Origin of the sequence: Niabella digestorum (assembly GCF_036409055.1) — a bacterium.
GTDB lineage: Bacteria > Bacteroidota > Bacteroidia > Chitinophagales > Chitinophagaceae > Niabella > Niabella composti.
Genome location: NZ_JAZGLY010000001.1, coordinates 154946 through 177653 on the forward strand (window position 1 = coordinate 154946; position 22708 = coordinate 177653).

The 22708-nt window shown below is 39.9% G+C and carries 22 protein-coding genes; 15 read left to right on the forward strand and 7 right to left on the reverse strand.

Annotated features, from left to right (window positions below):
* Nucleotides 1-98: 98 nt before the first annotated feature.
* Nucleotides 99-476 (forward strand): START-like domain-containing protein, encoded by a 378-nt coding sequence (locus tag V2H41_RS00660; protein WP_330973179.1) that lies wholly within the window; start codon nucleotides 99-101, stop codon nucleotides 474-476.
* A 26-nt stretch (nucleotides 477-502) separates the two neighbouring features.
* Here the strand turns inward: V2H41_RS00660 and V2H41_RS00665 are convergent, their stop codons facing one another.
* Complete coding sequence (locus tag V2H41_RS00665; RefSeq protein ID WP_330973180.1) at nucleotides 503-1105, reverse strand: hypothetical protein; 603 nt, start codon at nucleotides 1103-1105, stop codon at nucleotides 503-505.
* Nucleotides 1106-1128: 23 nt separating this feature from the next.
* On the opposite strand from V2H41_RS00665, the gene V2H41_RS00670 reads away from it, so the two are divergent.
* The 3 genes from V2H41_RS00670 to V2H41_RS00680 are packed head-to-tail and all read left to right on the forward strand — an operon-like array spanning nucleotide 1129 to nucleotide 4398.
* Nucleotides 1129-2922 carry an LptF/LptG family permease gene (locus V2H41_RS00670; RefSeq protein WP_330973181.1) on the forward strand — a complete coding sequence of 598 codons (1794 nt, stop codon included), beginning with the start codon at nucleotides 1129-1131 and terminating at the stop codon, nucleotides 2920-2922.
* 43 nt (nucleotides 2923-2965) lie between these two features.
* The gene (locus V2H41_RS00675; RefSeq protein WP_330973182.1) at nucleotides 2966-3961 is read left to right on the forward strand and encodes a cation diffusion facilitator family transporter; all 996 of its coding nucleotides are present in this window, start codon (nucleotides 2966-2968) and stop codon (nucleotides 3959-3961) included.
* Nucleotides 3962-3990: 29 nt separating this feature from the next.
* Complete coding sequence (locus V2H41_RS00680; RefSeq protein WP_330973183.1) at nucleotides 3991-4398, forward strand: RrF2 family transcriptional regulator; 408 nt, start codon at nucleotides 3991-3993, stop codon at nucleotides 4396-4398.
* A gap of 357 nt (nucleotides 4399-4755) precedes the next feature.
* Here V2H41_RS00680 and V2H41_RS00685 read toward each other — a convergent pair whose 3' ends face one another.
* From V2H41_RS00685 to V2H41_RS00710, 6 genes are all read right to left on the reverse strand, one after another.
* Nucleotides 4756-5646, reverse strand: coding sequence for a hypothetical protein (locus V2H41_RS00685; protein WP_330973184.1), 891 nt, complete (start codon nucleotides 5644-5646; stop codon nucleotides 4756-4758).
* Between the two features lie 147 nt (nucleotides 5647-5793).
* A complete protein-coding gene (locus tag V2H41_RS00690; protein ID WP_330973185.1) occupies nucleotides 5794-6285 on the reverse strand; it encodes a hypothetical protein in 492 nt (163 codons plus the stop codon).
* A 112-nt stretch (nucleotides 6286-6397) separates the two neighbouring features.
* Nucleotides 6398-7105 carry a hypothetical protein gene (locus V2H41_RS00695; RefSeq protein ID WP_330973186.1) on the reverse strand — a complete coding sequence of 236 codons (708 nt, stop codon included), beginning with the start codon at nucleotides 7103-7105 and terminating at the stop codon, nucleotides 6398-6400.
* A 352-nt stretch (nucleotides 7106-7457) separates the two neighbouring features.
* Nucleotides 7458-8075: a hypothetical protein gene (locus tag V2H41_RS00700; RefSeq protein ID WP_330973187.1), complete on the reverse strand. Its 618-nt coding sequence runs from the start codon at nucleotides 8073-8075 to the stop codon at nucleotides 7458-7460.
* Nucleotides 8076-8212: 137 nt separating this feature from the next.
* The gene (locus V2H41_RS00705) at nucleotides 8213-8557 is read right to left on the reverse strand and encodes a hypothetical protein (protein WP_330973188.1); all 345 of its coding nucleotides are present in this window, start codon (nucleotides 8555-8557) and stop codon (nucleotides 8213-8215) included.
* Nucleotides 8558-8785: 228 nt separating this feature from the next.
* A complete protein-coding gene (locus V2H41_RS00710) occupies nucleotides 8786-9439 on the reverse strand; it encodes a hypothetical protein (protein WP_330973189.1) in 654 nt (217 codons plus the stop codon).
* A gap of 208 nt (nucleotides 9440-9647) precedes the next feature.
* On the opposite strand from V2H41_RS00710, the gene V2H41_RS00715 reads away from it, so the two are divergent.
* The 11 genes from V2H41_RS00715 (at nucleotide 9648) to epsC (ending at nucleotide 22706) form a co-directional block, all read left to right on the forward strand.
* Nucleotides 9648-10376, forward strand: coding sequence for a LytR/AlgR family response regulator transcription factor (locus V2H41_RS00715; protein WP_330973190.1), 729 nt, complete (start codon nucleotides 9648-9650; stop codon nucleotides 10374-10376).
* A gap of 39 nt (nucleotides 10377-10415) precedes the next feature.
* On the forward strand, nucleotides 10416-11222 hold the full coding sequence (locus V2H41_RS00720) for a helix-turn-helix transcriptional regulator (protein ID WP_330973191.1): 807 nt from the start codon (nucleotides 10416-10418) through the stop codon (nucleotides 11220-11222).
* A gap of 120 nt (nucleotides 11223-11342) precedes the next feature.
* Nucleotides 11343-13604, forward strand: a complete 2262-nt coding sequence (locus V2H41_RS00725; RefSeq protein WP_330973192.1) for a tetratricopeptide repeat protein — start codon at nucleotides 11343-11345, stop codon at nucleotides 13602-13604.
* Nucleotides 13605-13718: 114 nt separating this feature from the next.
* The gene (locus V2H41_RS00730) at nucleotides 13719-14354 is read left to right on the forward strand and encodes a peroxiredoxin (RefSeq protein WP_330973193.1); all 636 of its coding nucleotides are present in this window, start codon (nucleotides 13719-13721) and stop codon (nucleotides 14352-14354) included.
* Nucleotides 14355-14420: 66 nt separating this feature from the next.
* Nucleotides 14421-15113: a phosphoadenylyl-sulfate reductase gene (locus V2H41_RS00735; protein ID WP_330973194.1), complete on the forward strand. Its 693-nt coding sequence runs from the start codon at nucleotides 14421-14423 to the stop codon at nucleotides 15111-15113.
* Nucleotides 15114-15161: 48 nt separating this feature from the next.
* Complete coding sequence (gene cysD / locus V2H41_RS00740; protein WP_330973195.1) at nucleotides 15162-16070, forward strand: sulfate adenylyltransferase subunit CysD; 909 nt, start codon at nucleotides 15162-15164, stop codon at nucleotides 16068-16070.
* Nucleotides 16071-16193: 123 nt separating this feature from the next.
* Nucleotides 16194-17435, forward strand: a complete 1242-nt coding sequence (locus V2H41_RS00745) for a sulfate adenylyltransferase subunit 1 (RefSeq protein WP_330973196.1) — start codon at nucleotides 16194-16196, stop codon at nucleotides 17433-17435.
* A 44-nt stretch (nucleotides 17436-17479) separates the two neighbouring features.
* Complete coding sequence (cobA, locus tag V2H41_RS00750) at nucleotides 17480-18361, forward strand: uroporphyrinogen-III C-methyltransferase (RefSeq protein ID WP_330973197.1); 882 nt, start codon at nucleotides 17480-17482, stop codon at nucleotides 18359-18361.
* A complete protein-coding gene (locus V2H41_RS00755; protein WP_330973198.1) occupies nucleotides 18351-20054 on the forward strand; it encodes a diflavin oxidoreductase in 1704 nt (567 codons plus the stop codon). The genes cobA and V2H41_RS00755 overlap by 11 nt, the downstream gene beginning before the upstream one ends.
* 67 nt (nucleotides 20055-20121) lie before the next feature.
* On the forward strand, nucleotides 20122-21786 hold the full coding sequence (cysI, locus tag V2H41_RS00760; protein ID WP_330973199.1) for an assimilatory sulfite reductase (NADPH) hemoprotein subunit: 1665 nt from the start codon (nucleotides 20122-20124) through the stop codon (nucleotides 21784-21786).
* 68 nt (nucleotides 21787-21854) lie between these two features.
* Nucleotides 21855-22706 carry a serine O-acetyltransferase EpsC gene (epsC, locus tag V2H41_RS00765; RefSeq protein WP_330973200.1) on the forward strand — a complete coding sequence of 284 codons (852 nt, stop codon included), beginning with the start codon at nucleotides 21855-21857 and terminating at the stop codon, nucleotides 22704-22706.
* Nucleotides 22707-22708 lie beyond the last annotated feature (2 nt).

Genomic DNA, 22708 nt, shown 5'->3' on the forward strand with positions numbered 1-22708 from the left:
TGTAAAGAATGAGGTATTCTGGAGGTATTAAAAATAAATTTTGTTGGTATCATAAATTTTATATAATTGCGACTTATTGAGTACTAATTTATGTGAAGATGAGTAAACAGAAGTTCACACTGGAGTATCCTGTGCGTTGCTCCCCCACAATTTTATACGAGTTTTTGGCTACTTCTAACGGGCTGGGAGAGTGGTTTGCCGAGACTGTTGATGAACGCGACGGTAAATTTTACTTCGGTTGGAATGGTAGTGTAGAGGAAGCCGAAGTGCTCGAAAAGGAGGAGGAGAGCTTTATACGCTTCAGGTGGGTAGGAGCTCCAAAAGACGAGTATTTTGAGTTCAGGATTGATAAATCGGAAATTACCAATCAGACCATTTTAGTTATTACCGATTTCGCTGAAAAGAAAGATATTAAGGATCAATCGCAATTGTGGGATTATCAGGTTAAGGATCTGTTTCACCGACTGGGTAATTAATAAGCATGCTGATACGACATGTTCATCTATTTTATTGCGCTAACCAGTATGTCGAACTGATTCATAAGTATTCTTGTTGCCGTGTTCGCATTGGTGATGGCAGTACAGGCAGCAATTTTTACAAAAGAGGCTTGCTTCAAAATGCGTCCGAATTCTTCCTGCTTTATTTGCTGTAATGAAAGATAGCTGCTATCATTAACATCGTGCACCCATTCATGGCCTTGGTATGCTATCCGGAAATCGTGCTTTTGAAGTATTTCAAAAGCCGCTAGGAGTTTTTCGGAAAAGTGTTGCTGCCATTGCCCCGAAAGATGCAGCGTCGTACTAAAGCATTTTCCCCACCAAAACATAGTACGTATGGCAAAAATGTCTGTTCGGGTGAAAAAGCGAGGATGATCCAGTACAATCCACGGCAAACCTAGGTAGTTTTCTCCTTTGGATATTTTTCCCCCGGTCTTTCGAATAGCCTCCGGTAAAACGACTGTTGAAATACATTGTTGCTGCTCCGCAAAAAGGTCCCCAAATGCTGATTGGATATGTTGTAGGATGGCGTTCTTTGTTAAAATCCATTCAGGATTGCTAACAAGCTTCATCTGCTGGGAGGAAAGGTGTATTTTTGCTAACTGCATTTGTAAAGATATTAATTGCAAAGGTGAAGAAACTCGATAAACTTATAATAAAAGCGTTTATTGGCCCGTTTGTGGCCACTTTTTTCATTACGCTGTTTGTGCTGATTATGCAGTTCTTCTGGCTGTGGATTGACGATTTTGTAGGGAAGGGGCTGGATGCACAAACCATTCTTCAATTCATCTGGTACCAAAGCGCGGTATTAATTCCTTTAGCGTTACCCCTCTCCATTCTGTTATCCTCTCTGATGACTTTCGGAAATCTGGGTGAAAGTTTCGAGCTGGTGGCGATTAAATCGGCTGGAATTTCATTGCTGCGTTTTATGATGCCGTTATTTGTGGTGGCCGGTATGATCAGTGCAGGTGCTTTTTTGTTCTCAAACTATGTCATTCCAGTAGCCAATCTGAAGTCGCGAACCCTGCTTGCTGATATCGTGTTAGCTAAACCCGCGTTTGCCATTAAAGAGGGGGTATTTTTTGACGGCATTGACAGGTTTGCGATTAAAATTGGGAAAAAAGAACCCAACGATAGTATCATTCGAGATGTCATCGTATTTCAGGATGATGATTACGGATTGCAGGATAATTTTCTTGTTGCTAATGACGGAGTAATGAAACCCTCGCCCGATAAGCGTTTTCTGGATATTGTATTTAAAAACGGGTGGCGTTATCAGGAGCGAGGCAATAAAAACGACTCTGTTACCGAATACATCAGACTGGGATTTAAGGAATATAAAATGCAGATGGATATCAGTGCTTTCAGCTTTAAAAAAAGCGAGGATAGCACAAACATCAACGAGCGGATGTATAACATGCGTCAGCTGGATGTGGCCATCGACTCTATGAACAAACACAACTCTATCACCTTAAAAAATTTTAAGGATAATTTGTATATGGGGCTACAGGTCCTTATTTATAAGGATAGTGTGTTGAAGGACACCAAGATTCCCGATTCTATTCTGAATTTCGATGCCAACATCAAAGCCTACTTGAGTGGTAAAGCCGCTACACCCAGCAAGGATACGAGTAGTGCTATAAAAGACACGGCACGAAGCAAAACCCATGATACATCTACCGCAGCAACTGCCATTGCCAAGCGGAAAAATAATATCAAAGAAGGGCGCCCTACAATTCCCAAAGCTCTTGATATAAGGGACCGCGAAAACAACGAAAAAGAAAAGAATATGGTACAGAACCGTGCAGATTCTGTACGGAAAGACAGTATTACATCCCCTGATAGTAATGCTGTGGTGGCCAAAGAGGCTACTGATACAGCTGATAAGCACAAGGATAGTATACATACTGCTACTGCAGCGGTGAAGAAAGATCCCAATAGTTTTGATGCTTTGCTTCCAGACAGTGCCCGCGATGATGTGAGCACCAGAGCTATGACGGTTATTCGTAATTTAAAGAGCAATATAGAACTCAATACTAGCATCATAGAAGATCAACAAAAAACGTTACAGAAGTATAAAATCGAATGGCATCGCAAAGTATCCCTAGCGTTGGCCTGCATTGTGTTGTTTATGATTGGAGCGCCACTGGGTTCTATTATCCGTAAGGGAGGATTGGGTACGCCCATGATTTTTGCCATTATCTTTTTTATGATTTTTTACTTTGTGTCTACCCGAGGGGAAAAGCTGGCGAAAGAGCTGGAGATGAGCGCCTTTACAGGTATGTGGTTGGCTACTTTTGTATTAGTGCCAATAGGTGTATTTTTGATTTATAAGGCAATGCATGATTCCAATCTGTTTAATAAGGAGTTTTATTTACGACTGAAGCGCAGCCTGGTACAACTGATAAAAAGGCAGCGTTCATAATAAAAGCATTAGGGATTATTCGTTTTACATCAAATTGTAGCACATGATGCAACCTTCTGTTCCATTGCAAAACTTAAGAATGCAAAAATGGGTTGCATCGGTATCGCTTGTACTGGTAGTTCTGAAGTTTGCAGCATACTACTTTACGGCTTCGGTGGCCATTCTTACCGATGCCATGGAAAGCATCGTAAATGTAGTAGCGGGTTTTGTGGGGGTTTACAGTTTGTTCATAGCTGCACAGCCTCGCGATCGCAATCACCCTTATGGTCATGGCAAGGCCGAGTTTCTGTCGGCGGCTGTGGAGGGTATCTTAATCGGGGCGACAGGAATTTTTATATTATATGAAGCGATTCGGAAGCTTATCAATCCTGTACCTGTCGAAAGAGTCGATTTAGGCATTATACTTATTGCCATCACCGCAATTATCAATTACGCGCTAGGTGCTGTATGCATCCAAAAGGGGAAAAAGAACCGGTCTCTGGCGCTAGAGGCTAGCGGCAGACATCTACAAACCGATACTTATTCCACGCTGGCTGTAATTGCAGGGTTAATTGTCATCTATTTTATCCGTATTTACTGGATAGATGCAATGGTGGCCGTAATATTGGCGGGATTTATTCTTTATACTTCATATAATATCATTCGGCGCTCCATAGCAGGAATAATGGATGAGGCAGATAAGGTACTGCAGGAAGAAATGATTCAGTATATCAACGGATATCGTAGGGAAAATTGGATTGATTTACATAACTTACGCATTATCAAGTACGGGAGTATTTTTCATATAGATGCCCATTTAACAGTACCCTGGTACTTTAACGTGCGGGAGGCACATGAGGAGATAGATATTTTTTCGAACATTATAAAAGAAGCATATGGGGCATCTGTAGAACTTTTTGTACATTCAGATGGTTGTGTAGAAGGGGTGCAGTGTCCTATATGCCTGAAAAAAGACTGCCCAGTACGCAAACAACCTTTTGAGAAAAAGGTGGCGTGGACACTGGACAATGTGCTGAATAATAAAAAGCATTATAGTTAAAAGTGTAGTAAATTCGTAGTGTTGAAAATATGCTTACCAAAAAATCTCAATATGCATTCAAGGCACTTACTTATCTTGCTGAAAGGCAACAGAAAGGGCCTGTTTTGATTTCGGAAATTGCTGAAAAGAAGAAAATACCGTTAAAGTTTCTAGAAAACATCCTGCTGGAGTTAAAAAGAGCGGATATTCTCGATAGTAAAAAAGGGAAAGGAGGGGGATATTTTTTTAAAGTAGATCCCGCCTCAGTTAAGATGACGAGGATCATTCGTTTGATTGATGGTCCTATTGCAATGCTACCTTGTGTTAGTCTCAACTTTTATGAGCGATGTAAAAATTGCGATGAAAAGCATTGCGGGTTGCATGATATTATGAAGCAGGTGCGTGATGCTACTTTAGCCATTCTTGAAAATAGAACATTAGCCGATTTGAAAGATTAAATCTATTCGCAAGCAATTTTGATGTGCGGTAGAATGAAATAATACTATTTAATATTGCGTTTTCATTTTTGCAATCATGGAATTCGCAATCGTTACTTATTAGCACTGCCAGCTCCTGCCTCATCTTTGGACGCTTATAATGCCGAACAAAACAGGCGTCGTTTTTTGCGGTTTACTAGGTATAATAAAAACCAAAAGGGCATTAAAGGCATTGTGTTTTGATGAGTTTTATTTTTTGCTTTTCCGTTGTGTTGATTTTACAGGCTGTGGCAATGCTTTCAAAATAGTAATCACAGGCTTTGGCTTGGCTGTTTTTTTATTTACTTTTTTTCTTTTATGATTTGCCATAACTAGTGTTTATTCACTTCTTAGTTTAATAGAGATAGAGTGCCCGTTGCGATAATTGGGGTCTTCCGATTGTGCAATTACCAACCATGCAAAGGGGATAAAGGCGTTTTTCATCCAGTCCGTATGACCAAAATGCTGAAACACGGGAATATACCATTTGCCATTTTGATCTATAGTAACATGATAGGTTTGATAGTGGCGTTGTTTAATTTGAGCTTTTTCCAGTGTACTAGGTGTAATAATTAGGTTATGGAATTTTTCCCAGTCTGATTTTTTTCTCGTAACGGATGCATAGGCATAGAGGCTAACTTGTATTTTTAATCCCGGTTGACCAGTACCTAATATTTGGATAGGTCCCACAGCTCGGTCGCCATCTTTATGCGATGTGATTTTTAAAGGAGTGTTGATAGTACCGGTAACTACTTTAAAGGCATTGTCCAATTTTATTTCCCGCACCACAGGTTGTTGCATTTTCAAGGCACCTTTGTATTGTCCGGCTATTACATGAATGCGGCGATCGGTTGCATTTTTTTTAAATGATACACTTACCGCCTTTGGTAAGGACCAGGCACCATTGGCATCTACAGTTGCCGTAAAATATTGAGGTTCTCTAGTATTTACACCACCTGAAACGAGAACAGGGCCACTATCTCCGCCCTTTGATATCGGCCGCACCTGAACTTCAACTGTGGCACCGGGTAGGCCGTAACCGGAAATTTTGAAAGGTTTGCTGATATCGGTTTTTTCTGCAGGGTTTAGCAATTTAAAGTTTTCATTGATGGCATTATGGCGATCTAGGACATCTTTACGCACTTTATTAGATGATGATTGGCCATGCATTTGCTGCTGAAATATGCAAATGATAAACAAGAGGTTGATAAGTTGAATAGACGATTTCATTTTTTGGAGATTTAAGAAAATTTATATTTAGAATAAAACTAAAAACGTGGTGACATTGTGAAAACTATTCCTATCTCAACGATATTTTAAATTCATAAACTACATCCACTATGCTCTTTTACACTTGCTACTGCTCGCATGAAGTAGCTAATGAGTATTTGTTGGATTCTTTTTTATTTTAATTTTTTTCATCACACACCCGAGATGTATGGGGACAGCTTGGGGTATTTGCGCTGTATGTACATCATGTCTTGCTTCCGTTATATTTAAATAACTTTTGGATGAGAGGTCGCTAATCATTATAATGCGCTTCATGGCTTCAACATAAAAAGCCGGTATGGTATCTTTAAACTCTGGACAGGGAGGAAGAATACAAGGCGCTACACGTTTGGTGATTATTGTTATGGGTTTCATTTTGTAATGGTGAAGCAGCTTCCCTTTTCTATGGTGAACAAACCCTTTGGTTGAGGAAATCTCTATTATATCACCTACTTTAAGCAAATGAAAATTTGTATCTGCTACTTCTGTTATCCTGTATAAACCCGTTACCGGCCCACGTTTTTTAACCGCTACTTGTCCTGAGATATGTAAAACAATGACTAAAGACAATATCAGTTGTATAGTTTTTAATAGATTCATTGTTGAAAAGGGAAGATTAAATGCTTCAGTTAAAACTCAGGTTAGGTTTGCAAAAGTTGTAAACCCATATTACCTGATAATATGATAATAGGTATGCTACATCTACCGCACTCTATTTGTCAAAATATCTTTTTACATAGGTTTTGAAATCTGGTAATGTTGTGTCTTCCAATATTTGAGCTATTTGAGAGAATTGTATATATCCATATTGAAAAGGATCCTTAAGCAACTCGTCGTAATGTTGGGTTATATAAGTTTTCTGATCTTCATTTTCAGGAACCGGATTCTTCAAATGTGCCAACACGTTCCGGGCCAGAGTAAGACATTGTTGCAACTCTTGATATCTGCCTTTGCTGCGCCAGTATAAGACTGCCATAACGTTAGCTTCATACTCTTCATCATATTTATTGTCAGGAACCATTTGGGTGTGGTACTGCAAAGCATGCCCTACTTCGTGTGGAAAATAAAAACCGTGAAAAAACAACATTCCCATTAATTGCGCGCTGTCGGTAGTGCCGGTTATTTTAGTCAAAAAGTTTTGCATTGGCGGCCATCCTGTTTGCCATGTAATGTGATATATTTTATTAGTTCTATGTAAATACATGCCGGGCATAAATCTGTCAGGTATTTCTGTTGAGAGGCCATTAAAACTAAAAGTCGGAGATACTTGTTTTATCATGACTTCAAAATCATCAATCAGCGCGTCGTTATCTTTTTTCAGTAATATGCTATCGTCATATCGTTGAAAATACTGGTTCTGTGCGCAACAGGTTACTGATAACAGTATGCCTGTTATGATTATTATTGTTTTTTGTTTCATATTTATTTTATTGATGGTTGGAAATATTATTAAAACGCGAAGGAGTAAGAATGTCTAGATACCTAATATATTACCTTGTATAGCTGACTAGCTTTTTAAATCCCTACTTGTTTCATTAGTATGCAATGTTTTTTTGAAGCTATAAGTGTTAGAAGCTTCTAGTATAAGATGTAAGCAATTTTTACTCAAATATCCTTTTGTATTTACTAGAACATAACTCCAGTTTATAATTTGAAATAATTACAATTCCTGTATTGTTCGATACTTCTAAGATCTCCACCATTCTCAGCAATAGGACATCTTTTGATGTGGAAATCGTCCATAGAGACAAGCTTTTTTATAGTATATCTCGTTACGTTTTGCTTAATGCGGTATCAATAATTTTTGAAGCAGCCTTTTGATAGGTGTCTTTTAGGTTGCTATGCAAGGATGCGGCAATAAGTACCTCAGCAATTGTGGTCAATTCTAAAATTTGCCAACGAGGATCGGGCTCGGGTTCGGGTTGGGGCCAGATCCAAGGCCAACCCGGAGGTATTTTTATCTTGGGTCGGGTGCCACAAATTTCATCGACGAACTGAGCCATAAAATTGCCTGCAGTTTTTTCGGCACTTCCTTCTTGCAGCCCTTCCGAAATATCTGATATTAGTTGGGTGCGTTCTACAACAACTTGTGCCAACACACGTGCTAAGAGCTGACGGGGCGGTATGGGTTGGGGATTGAGATACCCAAAGTCGGTATTGATGCGATGCATACGATCTCCAATCACTTCCCATATGTAGGGGTTGAATCGTCCCAGTATTTCCAGTCTTGAGAGATGATGCGTGGTGCGTTCTAGCGCCATCTGCATAATTAATGACCAGGGCGATGAAGCTTCATCGTCATTATCGGGTGCGGGCTTGAAACGCTGGTAAATTTCGGTAATCTTCTTTTGAAGCATACTGGCCTCGATGTGTGGTGTTTGATTTTTCATGATTAAGAATGATAAGTGAGAGAATTGTTGTGGATTGGGAATTTATTCTAAGCAAGAGCAAACTTGGGCAACCTTGATGCGGAGAGATTTTTGATGCTTTTTATAATTGGATAAAATTGCCCTGTAAAGGGTCTATATTATTGTTCGTATTTTAATAATTCTCCTTCACCCACAGGCTCTGCATCGGTGGAAATGGTGGCGTTTTCAATTTTATCGCCATTGATATAAGCCCATAGCCATAGTGGCGACTCATTGCGTAGCATATCAATAATATATGGCATATCTCTCCATCTGAAAAAAAGAACAAGACAATTGTTTTCAAAGCGGTGAGGTGTAAGGGTAGGCGCATTGTCGTCTTCAAAGTATAAGCGACCAATAAGTTCACTCCCATTTATGGGCCCATATAAGAAGATGGTGGAATACATACGGAATATGGGGTTAATGCTCCAGTAATAGCGGGTTATTTGTTTATTATAATTCATGGTGTTTGATTTTTATTTCACGCCATGTCTACCGTCAGGGAGATATATCATAAATATTCCTTTACAGGATATCTTCCTTTAGGAGGAATTGCGGAGAAAGTATGTTTTAAGAGGTAACATGAGTATCATTATCTTTCTTCTTCTTTTGCTAATTCTGAGTCTACTCATTCATTATATAAAAGATTGCCTATAATGATATTAACAGATTAGCTCCGAAATTTGTGATAGTTAGTTTAGTAACTCTACATAGATACCCGTCAATTGGTACAACTTCCAGTTTTTAGCTTTAGCTGCTTGTAGTTCGGCTTGTGCAGGTAGACTATTGCCATCACCATTTTCCTTTATCAAAGCCATTTTCTCTTCGTTATTAGCAGGCAGGCTATTGATGAGTTGCTTCATATGATTGCCTGCTATTTGATTATTAATGCACAGCAAATTAAGTAGGGCTGTGTTTTTCGATAAGTCTAAACTGCTGAGCTTGTTATCTTCACAATAAAGTGTCACTAAAGCCGGGTTTTTTGATACGTCCAAGCTACTGATTTCTTGTTTACCGCAACCAAATACCGTAACCTTTCCGTACAAGGTAATGGTTTGGCTACCCTTTAATTCATATGTTGCATATTCATTAAAGTTGTCAAATTTGGTTACTTCTTCTCCAGGATCTTTTATCTTGTTATTATTTAAGTCTATCCATACATCTGCACGATCAGAGGGTTCGGCATCGGTGAGTAATGTTATTGTTGCGGTGTTCGCATTTTTTTCCGTTTTTAAAACTATATATGGTTGTTTGGGCGTGTCAGGTTCTTTCGATGTATCAGCACCGTCTTTTTTACAAGCAGCTAAGGCTAGTAGTAACATTGGAATAAGAATTGTTTTTTTCATAATTATAGCTTTAACGTTTAGTAAATTGTCAATGCGATTAATGATAGTTCGTTTGTTTTTTAAAATTTGGTAAACATATTTTTATGTTATTTCTGTGTGTGTTCCTTGATGCATGGTAAAATTACGCTCCAGATGAAGGGTATAAAAAAGCTAATCGACCAACTACATTTTGAATCGATGAACAGCAGAAATAGTTTAAATTTGTTATGTGGCTTTTAACAATATATACGACTGCATTATTGCCGATGATCATGAAATAGATAGATTGACCACGTTGGCCTTTGCAAAAAAATATGCGTTTCTAAATATTGTGGGTGTTTATGAAAATGCAGAAGCAGCGTTGGCGGAAGTGAATCAACTCAAACCACAGGTTCTACTGTTGGACATTGATATGGGAGAAAAAAGTGGTCTTCAGCTGCGTCGGCAACTTATGAGTATAGATGCCTGTATATTTATTAGTTCCTACCCCGATTATGCTATTGAAAGTTTCGAAGTGGCTGCACTCGACTTTTTAGTGAAGCCATTGAAGGCAGAAAGGTTTGACAGAGCCATGATGAGATTGCAAGCGTACCTGGAGTTAAAGTATAAATCAGAGTTGTTCGATTATAGTCTAAATGGCGATACAATCTTTGTTAAAGACGGTCATAACCATATCAAGATAAAGTTACATGAGATTCTTTACTTGGAGGCATTGAAGGATTATACCCGTATTGTAACGAGAAGAAAGAAGCATTGTGTATTGATATCTTTAGGAAACTTACTTACAAACCCTTCTTTTAAAAGTTTTGTGCGAGTACACAGAAGTTACGCAGTGCAAAAGCATTTTATTGATAGAATAACACCCCAGCATGTATGGGTTAATGATGTAAAAATACCGGTAGGGAGAAGTTATAAGGAAGGGCTGCAACAATTATATTTCAATGCATCTGAAGATTGATAATAACTTTTATATCACAATTAAAAATTCAGCCTGCTGATGCAAGCTCGTTCGCTGCCCATACCGTTGCACTTAAGTCCCTATATAAAAAGCGCTTTATGGCTCAAGCGCAATGCTCAGGAAAGTTTTAGCTTTAAAATACTTCCACGTTTTCATCCTGCTTTTATTTTTTCGCTAGAAAACACACTCAATATAACCAACCAATTTGCTGGAATTGAATTAATATTTCAACCCTGTAATATATATTTTGGTGGGGAAGGCATATTACCCAGTTTGTTTACGATACCGGCCAAAATGGATGTTATACTTGTATTACTCTATCCGCAGGCTACAGGTGTTTTTTGGCAGGAAGACGCTGTTCATTTTTTTAATAGAGCGGGTAATATCAGCTACAACGGTCAGTCATTTCGTATTTTAAATGAAAGGATACAGGAAGCCCGTACTATAGAGGAAAAATGGCAGCATATCCATCTTTTTCTTACTAACAAACTTTTAAAGAAGATACCTTATAATTTTTCTTATGTACAAAGAGCCATAAACCTTATCAGAAGAACATCAGGGGTGATCAGTATTGAAGCCCTAGCGCGAGAGTCTTGCACGAGCCAGCGCAATTTGTTAGACAGCTTTCGACAATATGTAGGAGCTTCACCAAAACAACTAGCTTCTATGGTACGATTTAACAGTTTAGTTAAGGACTACATCCTTAACCCCAAGGTGCTGGATAAGAAAATTGCGCAGTATAGTTATTACGATGCTTCACATTTATACAAAGATTTTACTCGTTATCTGGCCATAACACCGCAGGATTTTATTAGTCAAGTAAATGATATTAATAAGGTAATATAGGCCTGTAAGTCGTATTGTAAAAAATGGAGATTTTTTTCTCTCCAGCTCTTATACACTTTCTCTGTTTATAACTTTATACCGGGACAATAAGGAGATAGCGTATATTTTAAACCAATCGGCATGATGAGGTACTTTATTACAGTGGGACTGCTTTTTACGTGCCTGTTTTCTTGGACACAGTCTGTAAAAAAAGCTATCACCGACTCATTGTTGAGCACAGCCCAGCAATATTTTGCGGCCTTCCGTTACGACTCTGCTTTATATTACTATGAAAAAGTCCTCCATGAGTATAGAAAGGCGGATGATAAACGAAATATTGCCACAACTTTAAAAGGAATAGGGGATGCATTTTATTACCAGAAGCAATATAATGCTGCGCTGTCTGCATTGGAAGAAGCTATTAAGATTTGGAAACAGCTGGGAGCTGCTAAAGAAATTGCTGTAGTGCAAACATCGTTAGGTGCTATTTATATGGATCAAGGGAATCACGCTGCATCTCGCGATATACTTCGACAAGCTATTCATACTTTTACCAACTTAGATGATAAGAACGCCCTACTCACCGCTTATTTGAACCTAGGCACCAATGATTCTCGCGATGGAAATTATCCGATGGCCATAGAAAATTATTTAGCATCATTAAAGATGGCCGAAGCATTGGGAAACAAAAAAATGATGGCTTATAACTATTTGAATTTAAGTGCAGCTAATTTACACATAAATGAACTGGATCGTGCGCTGGAGAATTTGAGAAAATCATTGAGCATTTCTGGGGAGATAGGAGATAAACCAGCTATGGCAATCTCTCACCTTAACATGTCGTTGGTGCTTAAAAGTCAACATAAATTTACTGAAGCTAGGAGGCAGTTGGCATTGGCAATTCCCATTTTTGAGGAGCTGAAAGATTATTCCTCTTTACAAGCTGCGCAGATGAACCTTGGACGTATATATGAGGAAGAAGGAGATGATGAAAAGGCTTTAGCAACTTATCTTGCGGCGGATGAAATGATGAATAGCAACGCTACCTTACCGTGGCTAAAGGTGGGAAACTACCAGTATATCGCCAGTATGTACAACAAGCTACAGCAGCCATCGAAGGCTCGTCCCTGGTTGGAGAAGGCATTGGCTATAGCAAAAGAGCTCAATTCGGATGTAGTGTATGCCGACGTGTATCAAAATCTATCAGTGGCTGATAGTTTGGCCGGTAATTATGAGAGGGCTCTCTATAATTATAAACAACACATAGTATATAAAGAGAAAGTCTTTAATGAAAAAAACATCAAAAAGGCAGCTACTTTAGAATTGCAATATATTAATGAGCGGAAGGCCGATTCCGTGAAATTCGTTCATCAGCAGCAGCAATTGGCTTTGCAAAAAGAAATGCAATTGGCATCGTTGCGTCATGAGTATGAAACAAAACAAGCAAGGGCAAAATCAGAAGCCGAGCGGCAGAAATTGCAGCAGGAAGAAACTTTAAAACGACAAGCAATAGCGACAGAGTTTAAAATGGCTCAATTAAGAAGCGAGCAGGAACAGGCGCAGCTATTAGCCCATCAACAAAAGCAGGAAGCCGCTAATAAAATAAAAATACAATCTGAAAAGAACCTGCGAAATCTTTCTTTGGCCGGATTGTTACTCATCGCAGTTGTAGGAGGCCTTCTTTTTCACCAGAATCAAGTACGCCGTAAAACAAATACTACTTTGTTAACCTTGAATAACGAATTGGATGAAGCCAATAAAATTAAGACCAAATTTTTTGGCATCCTTAGCCACGATCTCCGTGGTCCTATCGTGAACCTGATTAACTTTTTGCATCTGCAAAAAGAAATGCCGGATATTTTTGACAAAGAACGTGAAGCGCATCACCAAAAACAATTAACCGAATCCGCAGAAAATTTATTGGAAACGATGGAAGCAATGCTTTTGTGGAGTAAGAGCCAAATGGAGCGGTTTGCCCCTCAACAAAAGACTATTCCCGTGCAGGATTTATTTGAATTTCTTCAAAAACAATTTCACCAGCCGAACATAAATTTTCAATTTCATAACCCCGGTCAGTTAGTGGTACGTTCGGATGAAGATTATCTCAAAACCATTATGTACAATCTAACTTCCAACGCAGTAAAGGCATTGGCCAATACCAAGAATCCACAAATTGTTTGGAAAAGCCATACAAATGGCAATAAAGTAGAATTAAGTATTACCGACAATGGTCCGGGCGTGCACGAGGAACAATTGGAGGCCTTATATAACGAGAATGCTGTAGTAAGCACACGCCACGGACTCGGTTTACATCTTATTCGTGATCTAGCCAAGGCTATTAATTGTAGAGTACATTATCAATCAGGCATCGAAAAAGGATCTGTTTTTCAAATAATTATGTAAAGAAGGTTAAAAAATATGTCCAAACGAGCCGTCTTTTTGCCATAATACTCTACTAACTTGGTGGGTTTTGAAAAATGAATTATATTTGCAGTCCACTTTTAAAATTATACTACTATGGCATTAAGATTAGGCGACATTGCCCCTGACTTTACCGCACAATCTACAGAGGGGGAAATTAAATTTCATGAATACCTAGGAGATGGCTGGGGTATTCTTTTCTCTCACCCTGCGGACTATACTCCTGTATGTACTACAGAGTTAGGTAGAACTGCTCAATTGAAAGAAGAATTTGCGAAGCGTAATACCAAAGTTCTCGCTGTGAGTGTAGACCCGCTGGAAAGCCACCATGGCTGGAAAAATGATATCAACGAAACTCAAAACTGTAGTGTAGACTTCCCGATTCTGGCTGATCCGAACAGGGAAATCGCTACTTTGTATGATATGATTCATCCCAATGCTTCTGAAAAGGCAACAGTACGTTCCTTGTTCATCATTGGGCCGGATAAGAAAATTAAATTGATCATCACTTATCCTGCTTCTACTGGTAGAAACTTTAATGAAATACTTCGTGTGTTGGATTCACTGCAGTTAACAGCATACGAAAGCGTGGCTACACCAGCAGACTGGCAGCATGGTCAGGATGTAATTGTGTTGCCTTCTATCAGCACTGAAGATGCTATTAAAAAATTCCCTAAAGGAGTAAAAGAAATCAAACCTTACTTACGTTATACTCCTCAACCCAATTTATAGTTCAGCAAGGGTTCATAGTTCATGATTTTTTGTGAACTATGAACCATGAACTATTGTTAAAATGAAATGCTGACAGAACAACAAATACAGGATATAGAAAACGCTTCACTGAATGAAGCTCTTACTTTAATAACGCAACTGTTTCCTGAAGGAGTGGTGTTCTCCACCTCTCTGGGGCAGGAAGATCAGGTGATTACTCACGCTATAGCCAGAAATCAACTTCCTGTAAAAATATTTACGCTCGATACGGGCCGACTGTTTAACGAACACTACGAGTTACTCGAAAAAACCAACGCCCGTTACAGAACCAATATTCAGGTTTATTTTCCCGAGACTGCCGATGTGGAAAAATACGTAAATGAAAAAGGGGTTAATGCTTTTTACGAATCTGTAGATAATCGTAAAGAGTGTTGCTTTATCAGGAAAGTAAAACCACTGAATCGCGCTCTTCAAGGCGCTAAAGTTTGGATTACAGGTCTGCGTGCAGAGCAGTCTGAAAATCGCAAAGGAATGAAAATGCTAGAATGGGACGATGCCCGCCAGTTATACAAATTCAATCCACTCATACATTGGTCCTACGATCAAATGATTGATTATATAAAGGCAAACAACATCCCCTACAACCCCTTACACGACAAGGGATTCATCAGTATTGGCTGTGCACCCTGTACCAGGGCTATCGAGCCCGGGGAAGATGCCCGTGCCGGCCGTTGGTGGTGGGAAGTATCGCATAAAGAATGCGGACTTCATGTTAACTAAGCATAGTGTAATTATTCAGCTTTGTGCGTTTAGCATTTGAGATATACAATGAAAAGATACGAATTAGACTATTTAGAGCAATTAGAGGCTGAGAGTATTTTTATTATGCGCGAAGTGGCGGCGCAATTCGAAAGGCCTGCTCTGCTATTTAGCGGAGGAAAAGATTCCATAACATTAGTACAGCTGGCTAAAAAGGCTTTTGCTCCAGCAAAGATTCCTTTTCCTTTAGTACACATCGATACCGGTCATAACTTCCCAGAGGCGTTGGCCTATCGCGATAATCTCGCTAAGGAATTAGGAGTTGAGCTGATCGTGCGTAAAGTAGAAGATACCATTAAAGCCAGAAATCTGACCGAACCTAAAGGCAAGTTCGCCAGCCGCAACTGGCTGCAAACTTATACCCTGCTGGATACTATCGAAGAGTTTCAATTCGACGCATGTATTGGCGGGGCACGCAGAGATGAGGAAAAAGCCAGAGCCAAGGAAAGAATCTTCTCAGTACGTGATGAATTTGGACAGTGGGAACCTAAGTTGCAACGGCCCGAGTTGTGGAACATTTACAACGGGCGCATTCATAAAGGAGAAAACGTGCGTGTGTTCCCCATTAGTAACTGGACAGAGTTAGACGTGTGGAATTATATCAAGAAGGAAAATATTCAATTACCTTCTATATACTTCGCGCATGAACGTGATGTATTGGTACATGAGGGACAACTGATAGCCGTTTCTGATTTTATCACTATTGAAGAGGGTGATGTAATTGAAAGAAAACGTGTGCGCTATCGTACTGTAGGCGATATGACCTGTACCGCCGCGGTAGAGTCAAACGCCACAACGTTGGACGAAGTGGTAAATGAAATTATGTCTACCCGTATTTCCGAAAGAGGCGAAACTCGCATTGATGATAGAGTGACCGAGGCGGCCATGGAAGACCGAAAGAAGAACGGATATTTTTAATAAAGACAGGTTGTTAGTCTGGAAGTCGGGAAGAGCACGCGGTATCTACAACAATTTGTTCTTTCCGGTTCCCGGACTTTTATAGTTTATAACAGACTTTAAAAAATTATCAGATTTTAATAAATGGATATTCTACGTTTTATAACTGCAGGCAGTGTTGATGATGGTAAAAGCACTTTAATAGGCCGGTTACTGTACGACAGTAAAAGCATTCTAGTGGATCAGTTAGAAGCACTGGAAAAGCAATCTAAAAATAAAAATGTCGACGGTATCGATCTGGCATTATTGACAGACGGTTTGCGTGCAGAACGTGAACAGGGGATCACCATTGACGTAGCCTATCGTTACTTTAATACACCCAAACGCAAGTTCATCATCGCCGATGCGCCGGGGCATGTGCAGTATACACGCAACATGATTACGGGTGCGTCCAACTCTAGTTTGATTATCATTCTCATTGATGCGCGTAACGGTGTCATAGAACAAACCCGCCGTCACTCCATTATTGCTTCACTGCTGAGAATGCCTCACGTAGTGGTGGCTATTAATAAGATGGATTTGGTGGATTTCTCCGAACAGCGTTTTAATGAAATAAAGGCAGACTATGAAAAAGTAGCTGCACAATTAGGATTGCCTCAGGTAACCTATATTCCTATCGCTGCTTTACATGGGGATAATATTGTAGAGGCTTCAGCCAATATGCCCTGGTATCAGGGTAAGCCTTTATTGCAATTTCTGGAAGAGGTTGAAGTGTATGAGGACATCAATCATACCGACCCTCGCTTCCAAGTACAATATGTAATTCGTCCTCAAACAAAGGAATTGCATGACTATCGCGGTTATGCCGGTCAAATCATCAGTGGCGTATATAAAAAAGGCGATAAAATAACTGTGTTGCCTGCAGGTATCGAAACCACGCTCACCAAAATTGAGATTGCGGGTGAAGAGGTGGAAGAGGCTTTTGCGCCACAGGCCGCAGTATTGCACTTGGCAGATGATATTGACATCAGCCGCGGCGATACTTTTGTGCGAAGCGATAATTTACCTAAAGTAGAAAGCGAAATAGAGGTAGTGTTGTGCTGGTTGGATAATAAGCCGCTTGTTCAGGGCAATAAATATCTTTTACAACATAGAGGAAGACTGCTTAGAACGATTGTAAGAGAAATAGAATATAAAGTAGATGTAAATACGCTGGAGCGAACAGAAGTAACGGATAACGTAAAACTGAATGAGGTAGTGAAGGCAAAGATAAAAACAGCCCAACCTTTGGTATACGATCCATTTGATAAAATAAGTGATTACGGGAATGCCATCTTGGTGGATGAAACCAGCAACAGTACGGTGGCTGCGGTATTGCTCAATTAATACTTTGATATATTCTCCTCCCATGGAGAGTTAGAACATATGAAATGATTATTCCTCACCATACTAAGAATTTTTCCTACAGTCGGCCAGCCGAGGTAGGTACTGTGGTATTGGCGGCTGCCGGTCCTGGCGATCCCGACCTGATTACCATAAAAGCTGCTAATGCTTTAAAAGAAGCAGATGTAGTATTGATAGATCGGCTGGTTAGTGAAGTAATATTACATCGTTATGTGGCTCCGGGTGCCGAAATCATTCGTGTGGGAAAAGAGTGCAGGAATAATGTTTCCACCCCGCAGCAGGTAATTAATGAGCTGTTGGTGAAGTATGCCCTTCAAGGTAAAAAAGTAGTGCGTTTAAAGGGTGGTGACGTTTCGGTGTTTTCTAATATTCTGGATGAATTACACTCTTTGATTGAGCATCAAATCCCTTACGAGATTATACCGGGTGTTACGGCTGCGTTGGGAGCCGCTGCTTATGCGGGCATTCCACTGACGGCAAGAGGTTACGCCACCTCGGTACGCTTTCTTACCTACTATAAATCGGATGTAGTGACGGAAGATTACTGGAACGAGCTTGCTAAAACTAACGATACGCTTGTGTTTTATATGTCTTCTTCGACATTGCCGAAAGTGGTAGAAAAGCTGATTCAGTATGGCATTAGTAAAGATGTGCATGTTGCAATAGCCGAACAGGCAACCACCTGTTACCAGCGGGTCTATGAATGCAATATTTACGAGTATGAGCAAAAACTGAGCAATAAGGCTTTTACCTCGCCTTCGTTGGTAATAATAGGCAAAGTAGTAGCACTGCATCAGCAGTTCAGGTGGCTGCAAAACAGTGATTATACAGAACAATATTTTGCATCGGTAGGAGAGGGTATTCAAAACATCAATGAAATTAATAAACCAATAAAGCATGTTATCTGAAGACAAGCTGCAGAAGATTAAGGAATTTACAGCAACACTTTCACGAGAAGAACTTATATGGTTGAACGGTTATATTGCCGGACAGGCAGGTGCTTTGCAGGGAGCTATTGCTGCTGCCCCAGCCCCTCTTAATAAAAAAATTACTTTAGTATACGGTACCGAAACCGGTAACGCTAAAAAGCTGGCCACCCAATTGGCCGGAATTGCCAAAAAGAAAGGCGTTACAGTTAAACTAGCCGGACTGGATCAATACAGATTGAGTGATCTTACAAAAGAAGAATATTTCTTTGTGGTAATTAGTACCCAGGGAGAAGGAGAGCCTCCTCTATTGGCAAAGAAATTCTATGATCATATTCATGAAGCCCTACTGGATCTGAAAAAAATGAAATTCGGAGTGCTGGCATTGGGCGACTCTTCCTATGCGCAATTCTGTAAAACAGGAGAAGATGTTGATGCCAGATTGGAGGCATTAGGGGGGCATCGCATCCTACCGCTTAAGAAATGTGATGTGGATTATGAAGAGGATGCATTACACTGGATTGAGAATGTAATAGCCGCCCTACAAACAAATGTAGGCAGCGTGCCTGTAATAGCACGCCCGGCTGTAGAAGATAAGAAACCTGCCGGTAAGAAAAGTTATAAAGGAACTGTTGTTACGAATATCAATCTCAATGATCGGGGTAGCAACAAAGAAACTTATCATATAGAAATCAGTACTGAAGAAGATATCGATTATGTGCCTGGTGATGCATTGGGTATTATACCTCCCAACAACGACAAAGTAGTGGATGAAATTATTCAACTTACCGGTATTGATGAGAACAAAGAAATAGCGACCGCAAAAGTTACAGCTTCGGTAAGAGAGCTTTTAAAGAAGCATCTCAATATCATGTACCCACTTAAAAGTACCATCAAGCAATATGCTGAAATTACAGGTCATGATGTACCGCAGGAGGCAAGAATTGGCTTGCTGGATTTATTGAAAATTTATCCGGTAAAGGATGCGGCCATGTTTGAGGAAGTAATTAAAATATTAACTTCTCAGGCGCCTCGTATGTATTCTATTTCATCTTCTCCTTCAAGTCATGGCTTAACCGAAGTGCATATTACTGTGAGCAAGGATGAATATTATGTGGGAGATGAAAAACGTACCGGAGTATGCAGTGAATTCTTTTCAACCGTACCTGTAGGTGCCGAAATAGAGTTTTTTATTCAGAAACAGAAACATTTCCGCCTACCTGATCCGGATAAAGACGTTATTATGATTGGTCCGGGTACAGGTATCGCACCTTTCCGTTCCTTTATAGCCGAAAGAGATGCTATTGGCGCAAGCGGACGGAACTGGTTGTTCTTTGGCGAACAACATTTCTTAACCGACTTTTTGTATCAGGTAGAATGGCAAGCCTACCTGCAAACCGGCACTTTATCCCGTCTGGATCTTGCATTCTCCCGCGATCAGGAAGAGAAAATTTATGTACAGCACCGTATGAAGCAAAAAGGTGCAGAGCTGTATGAGTGGTTACAGAATGGTGCATATATGTATATCAGCGGTAAGCGCGAGCCAACCAGTAAAGATGTAGAACGTGCACTAGTGGAGATATTTATGGAGCATGGAAATAAGACACAGGAAGAAGCTGAGAAATATCTGCATCAGCTGGCAGAAGAAGGTAGATGGGAAAAAGACGTTTATTAATCAATAGAGTATTATAAAACGCAATCTTCAATCATCAAATTATAACACATTCAACACAGGAGTATAAATGAGCGAGCAAAATTTGTCGGCGGTAGAAAAAATTAAAATTGCCAGTGATGGCCTTCGCGGCACATTAAAGGAAAGCCTGTCTGATGATTATACAGGTGCAGTACGCGAAGACGATACCAATATTACCAAGTTTCACGGCATGTATCAGCAGGATGACCGTGATCGTAGGGAAGAACGCAGCATGAAAAAACTGGAGTGGCTGTATTCTTTCATGGTGCGGTTGCGTATACCCGGAGGTTTATTAAAGCCAGAGCAATGGATAGCCATTAACGATGTAGCGGGGAAACACTCCACCGGGGTTATAAAAATTACAACTCGTCAAACCATTCAGCTACACGGCATTCTGAAATCGCATATCAAACCCACCATGAAGGCATTTAATCTTGCCGGACTGGATTCTATTGCTACTTGTGGCGACGTGAACCGTAATGTGTGCTGCACGGCCAACCCGTCTGAATCGCCTGTGTATGATGAAGTATTCCAGTATGCCGCTAAGATTAGCGAGATGGCTAAACCTAAAACCCGTGCCTGGTACGAGATTTGGCTGGATGAAGAAAGACTGACAGAAAAAACAGAGGAAGATCCTTTGTATAAGGATAAATATCTACCTAGAAAACTAAAAGTGGGTATTGCAATTCCTCCGAATAATGATGTGGATGTATTTATTAATGATGTGGTATTAATTGCCATTATTGAGAATGATAAGCTGGTAGGTTTTAATGTAGGTGCAGGTGGCGGATTGGGTACTACTCATGGCAATCCGAATACGTATGCACGTCTGGCTTCTATATTAGGATTTGTTGAAAATGATGAGGAGAAAATCCTAAAAGTGGTATATGAGATTATTACTGTGCAACGCGACTTTGGAAATCGAAGCGATAGAAAACAGGCACGCTTAAAATATACGATCGATAAGCTGGGGGTAGACAGATATCGGGAAGAAGTAGAGAAACGTTGTGGTTTTAAATTGGAGCCTGCAAGACCTTATCAGTTTACCATGCGCCAAGACCGATACGGATGGGTGCAGGACTATAAGGGTAAATGGCACTACACAGTTTTTGTGGAAAATGGAAGGGTACTGGATGATGAAAAAATAAAACTCAAAGAGGGACTGTACGAAATTGCAGAGCTTGGAAAATGTAACTTTCATTTTACAACTAATCAGAATGTTATTCTTTCTGATATTGCCCCCAAAGACAAGGCCGCAATAGAAAAACTTCTGAAGAAATATAAAATTATTGAGCACACGGAGAACGCCAGTGCTATACGAAAAAACGCTATCGCTTGCGTAGCACTGAATACGTGTGGTCTTGCATTGGCCGAAGCACAACGTTATCTGCCCACTCTTCTTTCAAAGATTGAGCCGTTGCTCGAAAAGCACAACATGAAGAGTGAGGATATTATTCTGCGAATGACTGGTTGTCCTAATGGTTGTGGTCGTTCGCCCAATGCTGAGATTGGTTTTGTGGGCACTGCATATGGTAAATACAACCTGCATATTGGTGGAGATCGCGAAGGATTGAGGCTGAATACTAAGTTCAAAGAGAATCTGGATGAAGCGCAAATACTCGAAACTTTAGATGAGCTGTTTGCAGTGTACCAAAAAGAGAAGAAGGAAAATGAAAACTTCGGCGATTTTTCTTATCGTAAATGGATTCTTTAATTGGACTCATGTATTGCTTAGATTTGTAGAAAAACACCAATTAGCAATACATGAAAAACCTTGATAAAATGAGCAATAAGACTTTTATAAAGCTTTTATTACAGAATAATACCAGAATCGGCAATCTGCCCGATAAGGATCTGGCCCACCAGTTTGTGGATGACATTTTTGCTTTTCTTTTTATCCCCAAAACTGGGGTAAATCAAAAGGAAAAGGATTTGCAAAAAGGTCTATATGCATTGAAAAGCCATTTGGCTACCTTGATTTACGATGTAGTAAATGATGGTGCTAAATCGCAGGCAGCGGCTGATTGCTTTTTCGATGCACTGCCAGATATTTATGCAGCCTTACAAAAAGATGCAGCCGCATTTATCGCCAACGATCCTGCAGCCTTAGATATAAGTGAGGTATTTCAAGCCTATCCGGGCTTTTATGCCATAGCGGTGTACCGTATCTCTCATCAGCTATGGAAACAGGGTATAAGAGCATTGCCCAGAATTTTTACGGAGTATGCACATAGTCGTACCGGCGTGGATATTCATCCCGGAGCTACTATAGGTGAGAATTTCTTTATCGATCACGGCACCGGTGTGGTAATTGGTGAAACTACTATTATTGGTAATGATGTAAAAATCTATCAAGGTGTTACCATTGGAGCCCTTAACTCAGCCAAGAGTAAAAAGAAAGTAAAACGTCATCCCACCATCGAAGATAATGTTATCATTTACTCGGGTGCTACTATTTTGGGAGGTGATACAATTATCGGGCATGACAGTGTTATCGGTGGAAATGCCTGGATAACATTTTCAGTTCCTCCAAATTCTTTAGTATACAACCAAAGTGAAGTTACCAATAAGGTAGATTTTTCACATAAGGATTCGGTAAATAAAATTCTAAAAACAGCTAAAAAGCGCAGCTGATA

Bases quoted from the DNA above. Each gene is read 5' to 3' on its own strand.
- V2H41_RS00660 (WP_330973179.1), top strand. From the start codon at position 99: ATGAGTAAACAGAAGTTCACACTGGAGTATCCTGTGCGTTGCTCCCCC.
- V2H41_RS00665 (WP_330973180.1), bottom strand. From the start codon at position 1,105: ATGCAGTTAGCAAAAATACACCTTTCCTCCCAGCAGATGAAGCTTGTT.
- epsC (WP_330973200.1), top strand. From the start codon at position 21,855: ATGAGCAATAAGACTTTTATAAAGCTTTTATTACAGAATAATACCAGA.
- V2H41_RS00730 (WP_330973193.1), top strand. From the start codon at position 13,719: ATGGCATTAAGATTAGGCGACATTGCCCCTGACTTTACCGCACAATCT.
- V2H41_RS00720 (WP_330973191.1), top strand. From the start codon at position 10,416: ATGCAAGCTCGTTCGCTGCCCATACCGTTGCACTTAAGTCCCTATATA.
- V2H41_RS00685 (WP_330973184.1), bottom strand. From the start codon at position 5,646: ATGAAATCGTCTATTCAACTTATCAACCTCTTGTTTATCATTTGCATA.
- V2H41_RS00745 (WP_330973196.1), top strand. From the start codon at position 16,194: ATGGATATTCTACGTTTTATAACTGCAGGCAGTGTTGATGATGGTAAA.
- V2H41_RS00735 (WP_330973194.1), top strand. From the start codon at position 14,421: ATGCTGACAGAACAACAAATACAGGATATAGAAAACGCTTCACTGAAT.
- V2H41_RS00755 (WP_330973198.1), top strand. From the start codon at position 18,351: ATGTTATCTGAAGACAAGCTGCAGAAGATTAAGGAATTTACAGCAACA.
- V2H41_RS00675 (WP_330973182.1), top strand. From the start codon at position 2,966: ATGATGCAACCTTCTGTTCCATTGCAAAACTTAAGAATGCAAAAATGG.
- cysI (WP_330973199.1), top strand. From the start codon at position 20,122: ATGAGCGAGCAAAATTTGTCGGCGGTAGAAAAAATTAAAATTGCCAGT.
- V2H41_RS00695 (WP_330973186.1), bottom strand. From the start codon at position 7,105: ATGAAACAAAAAACAATAATAATCATAACAGGCATACTGTTATCAGTA.
- V2H41_RS00680 (WP_330973183.1), top strand. From the start codon at position 3,991: ATGCTTACCAAAAAATCTCAATATGCATTCAAGGCACTTACTTATCTT.
- V2H41_RS00725 (WP_330973192.1), top strand. From the start codon at position 11,343: ATGATGAGGTACTTTATTACAGTGGGACTGCTTTTTACGTGCCTGTTT.
- V2H41_RS00710 (WP_330973189.1), bottom strand. From the start codon at position 9,439: ATGAAAAAAACAATTCTTATTCCAATGTTACTACTAGCCTTAGCTGCT.
- V2H41_RS00705 (WP_330973188.1), bottom strand. From the start codon at position 8,557: ATGAATTATAATAAACAAATAACCCGCTATTACTGGAGCATTAACCCC.
- cysD (WP_330973195.1), top strand. From the start codon at position 15,162: ATGAAAAGATACGAATTAGACTATTTAGAGCAATTAGAGGCTGAGAGT.
- V2H41_RS00690 (WP_330973185.1), bottom strand. From the start codon at position 6,285: ATGAATCTATTAAAAACTATACAACTGATATTGTCTTTAGTCATTGTT.
- V2H41_RS00700 (WP_330973187.1), bottom strand. From the start codon at position 8,075: ATGAAAAATCAAACACCACACATCGAGGCCAGTATGCTTCAAAAGAAG.
- cobA (WP_330973197.1), top strand. From the start codon at position 17,480: ATGATTATTCCTCACCATACTAAGAATTTTTCCTACAGTCGGCCAGCC.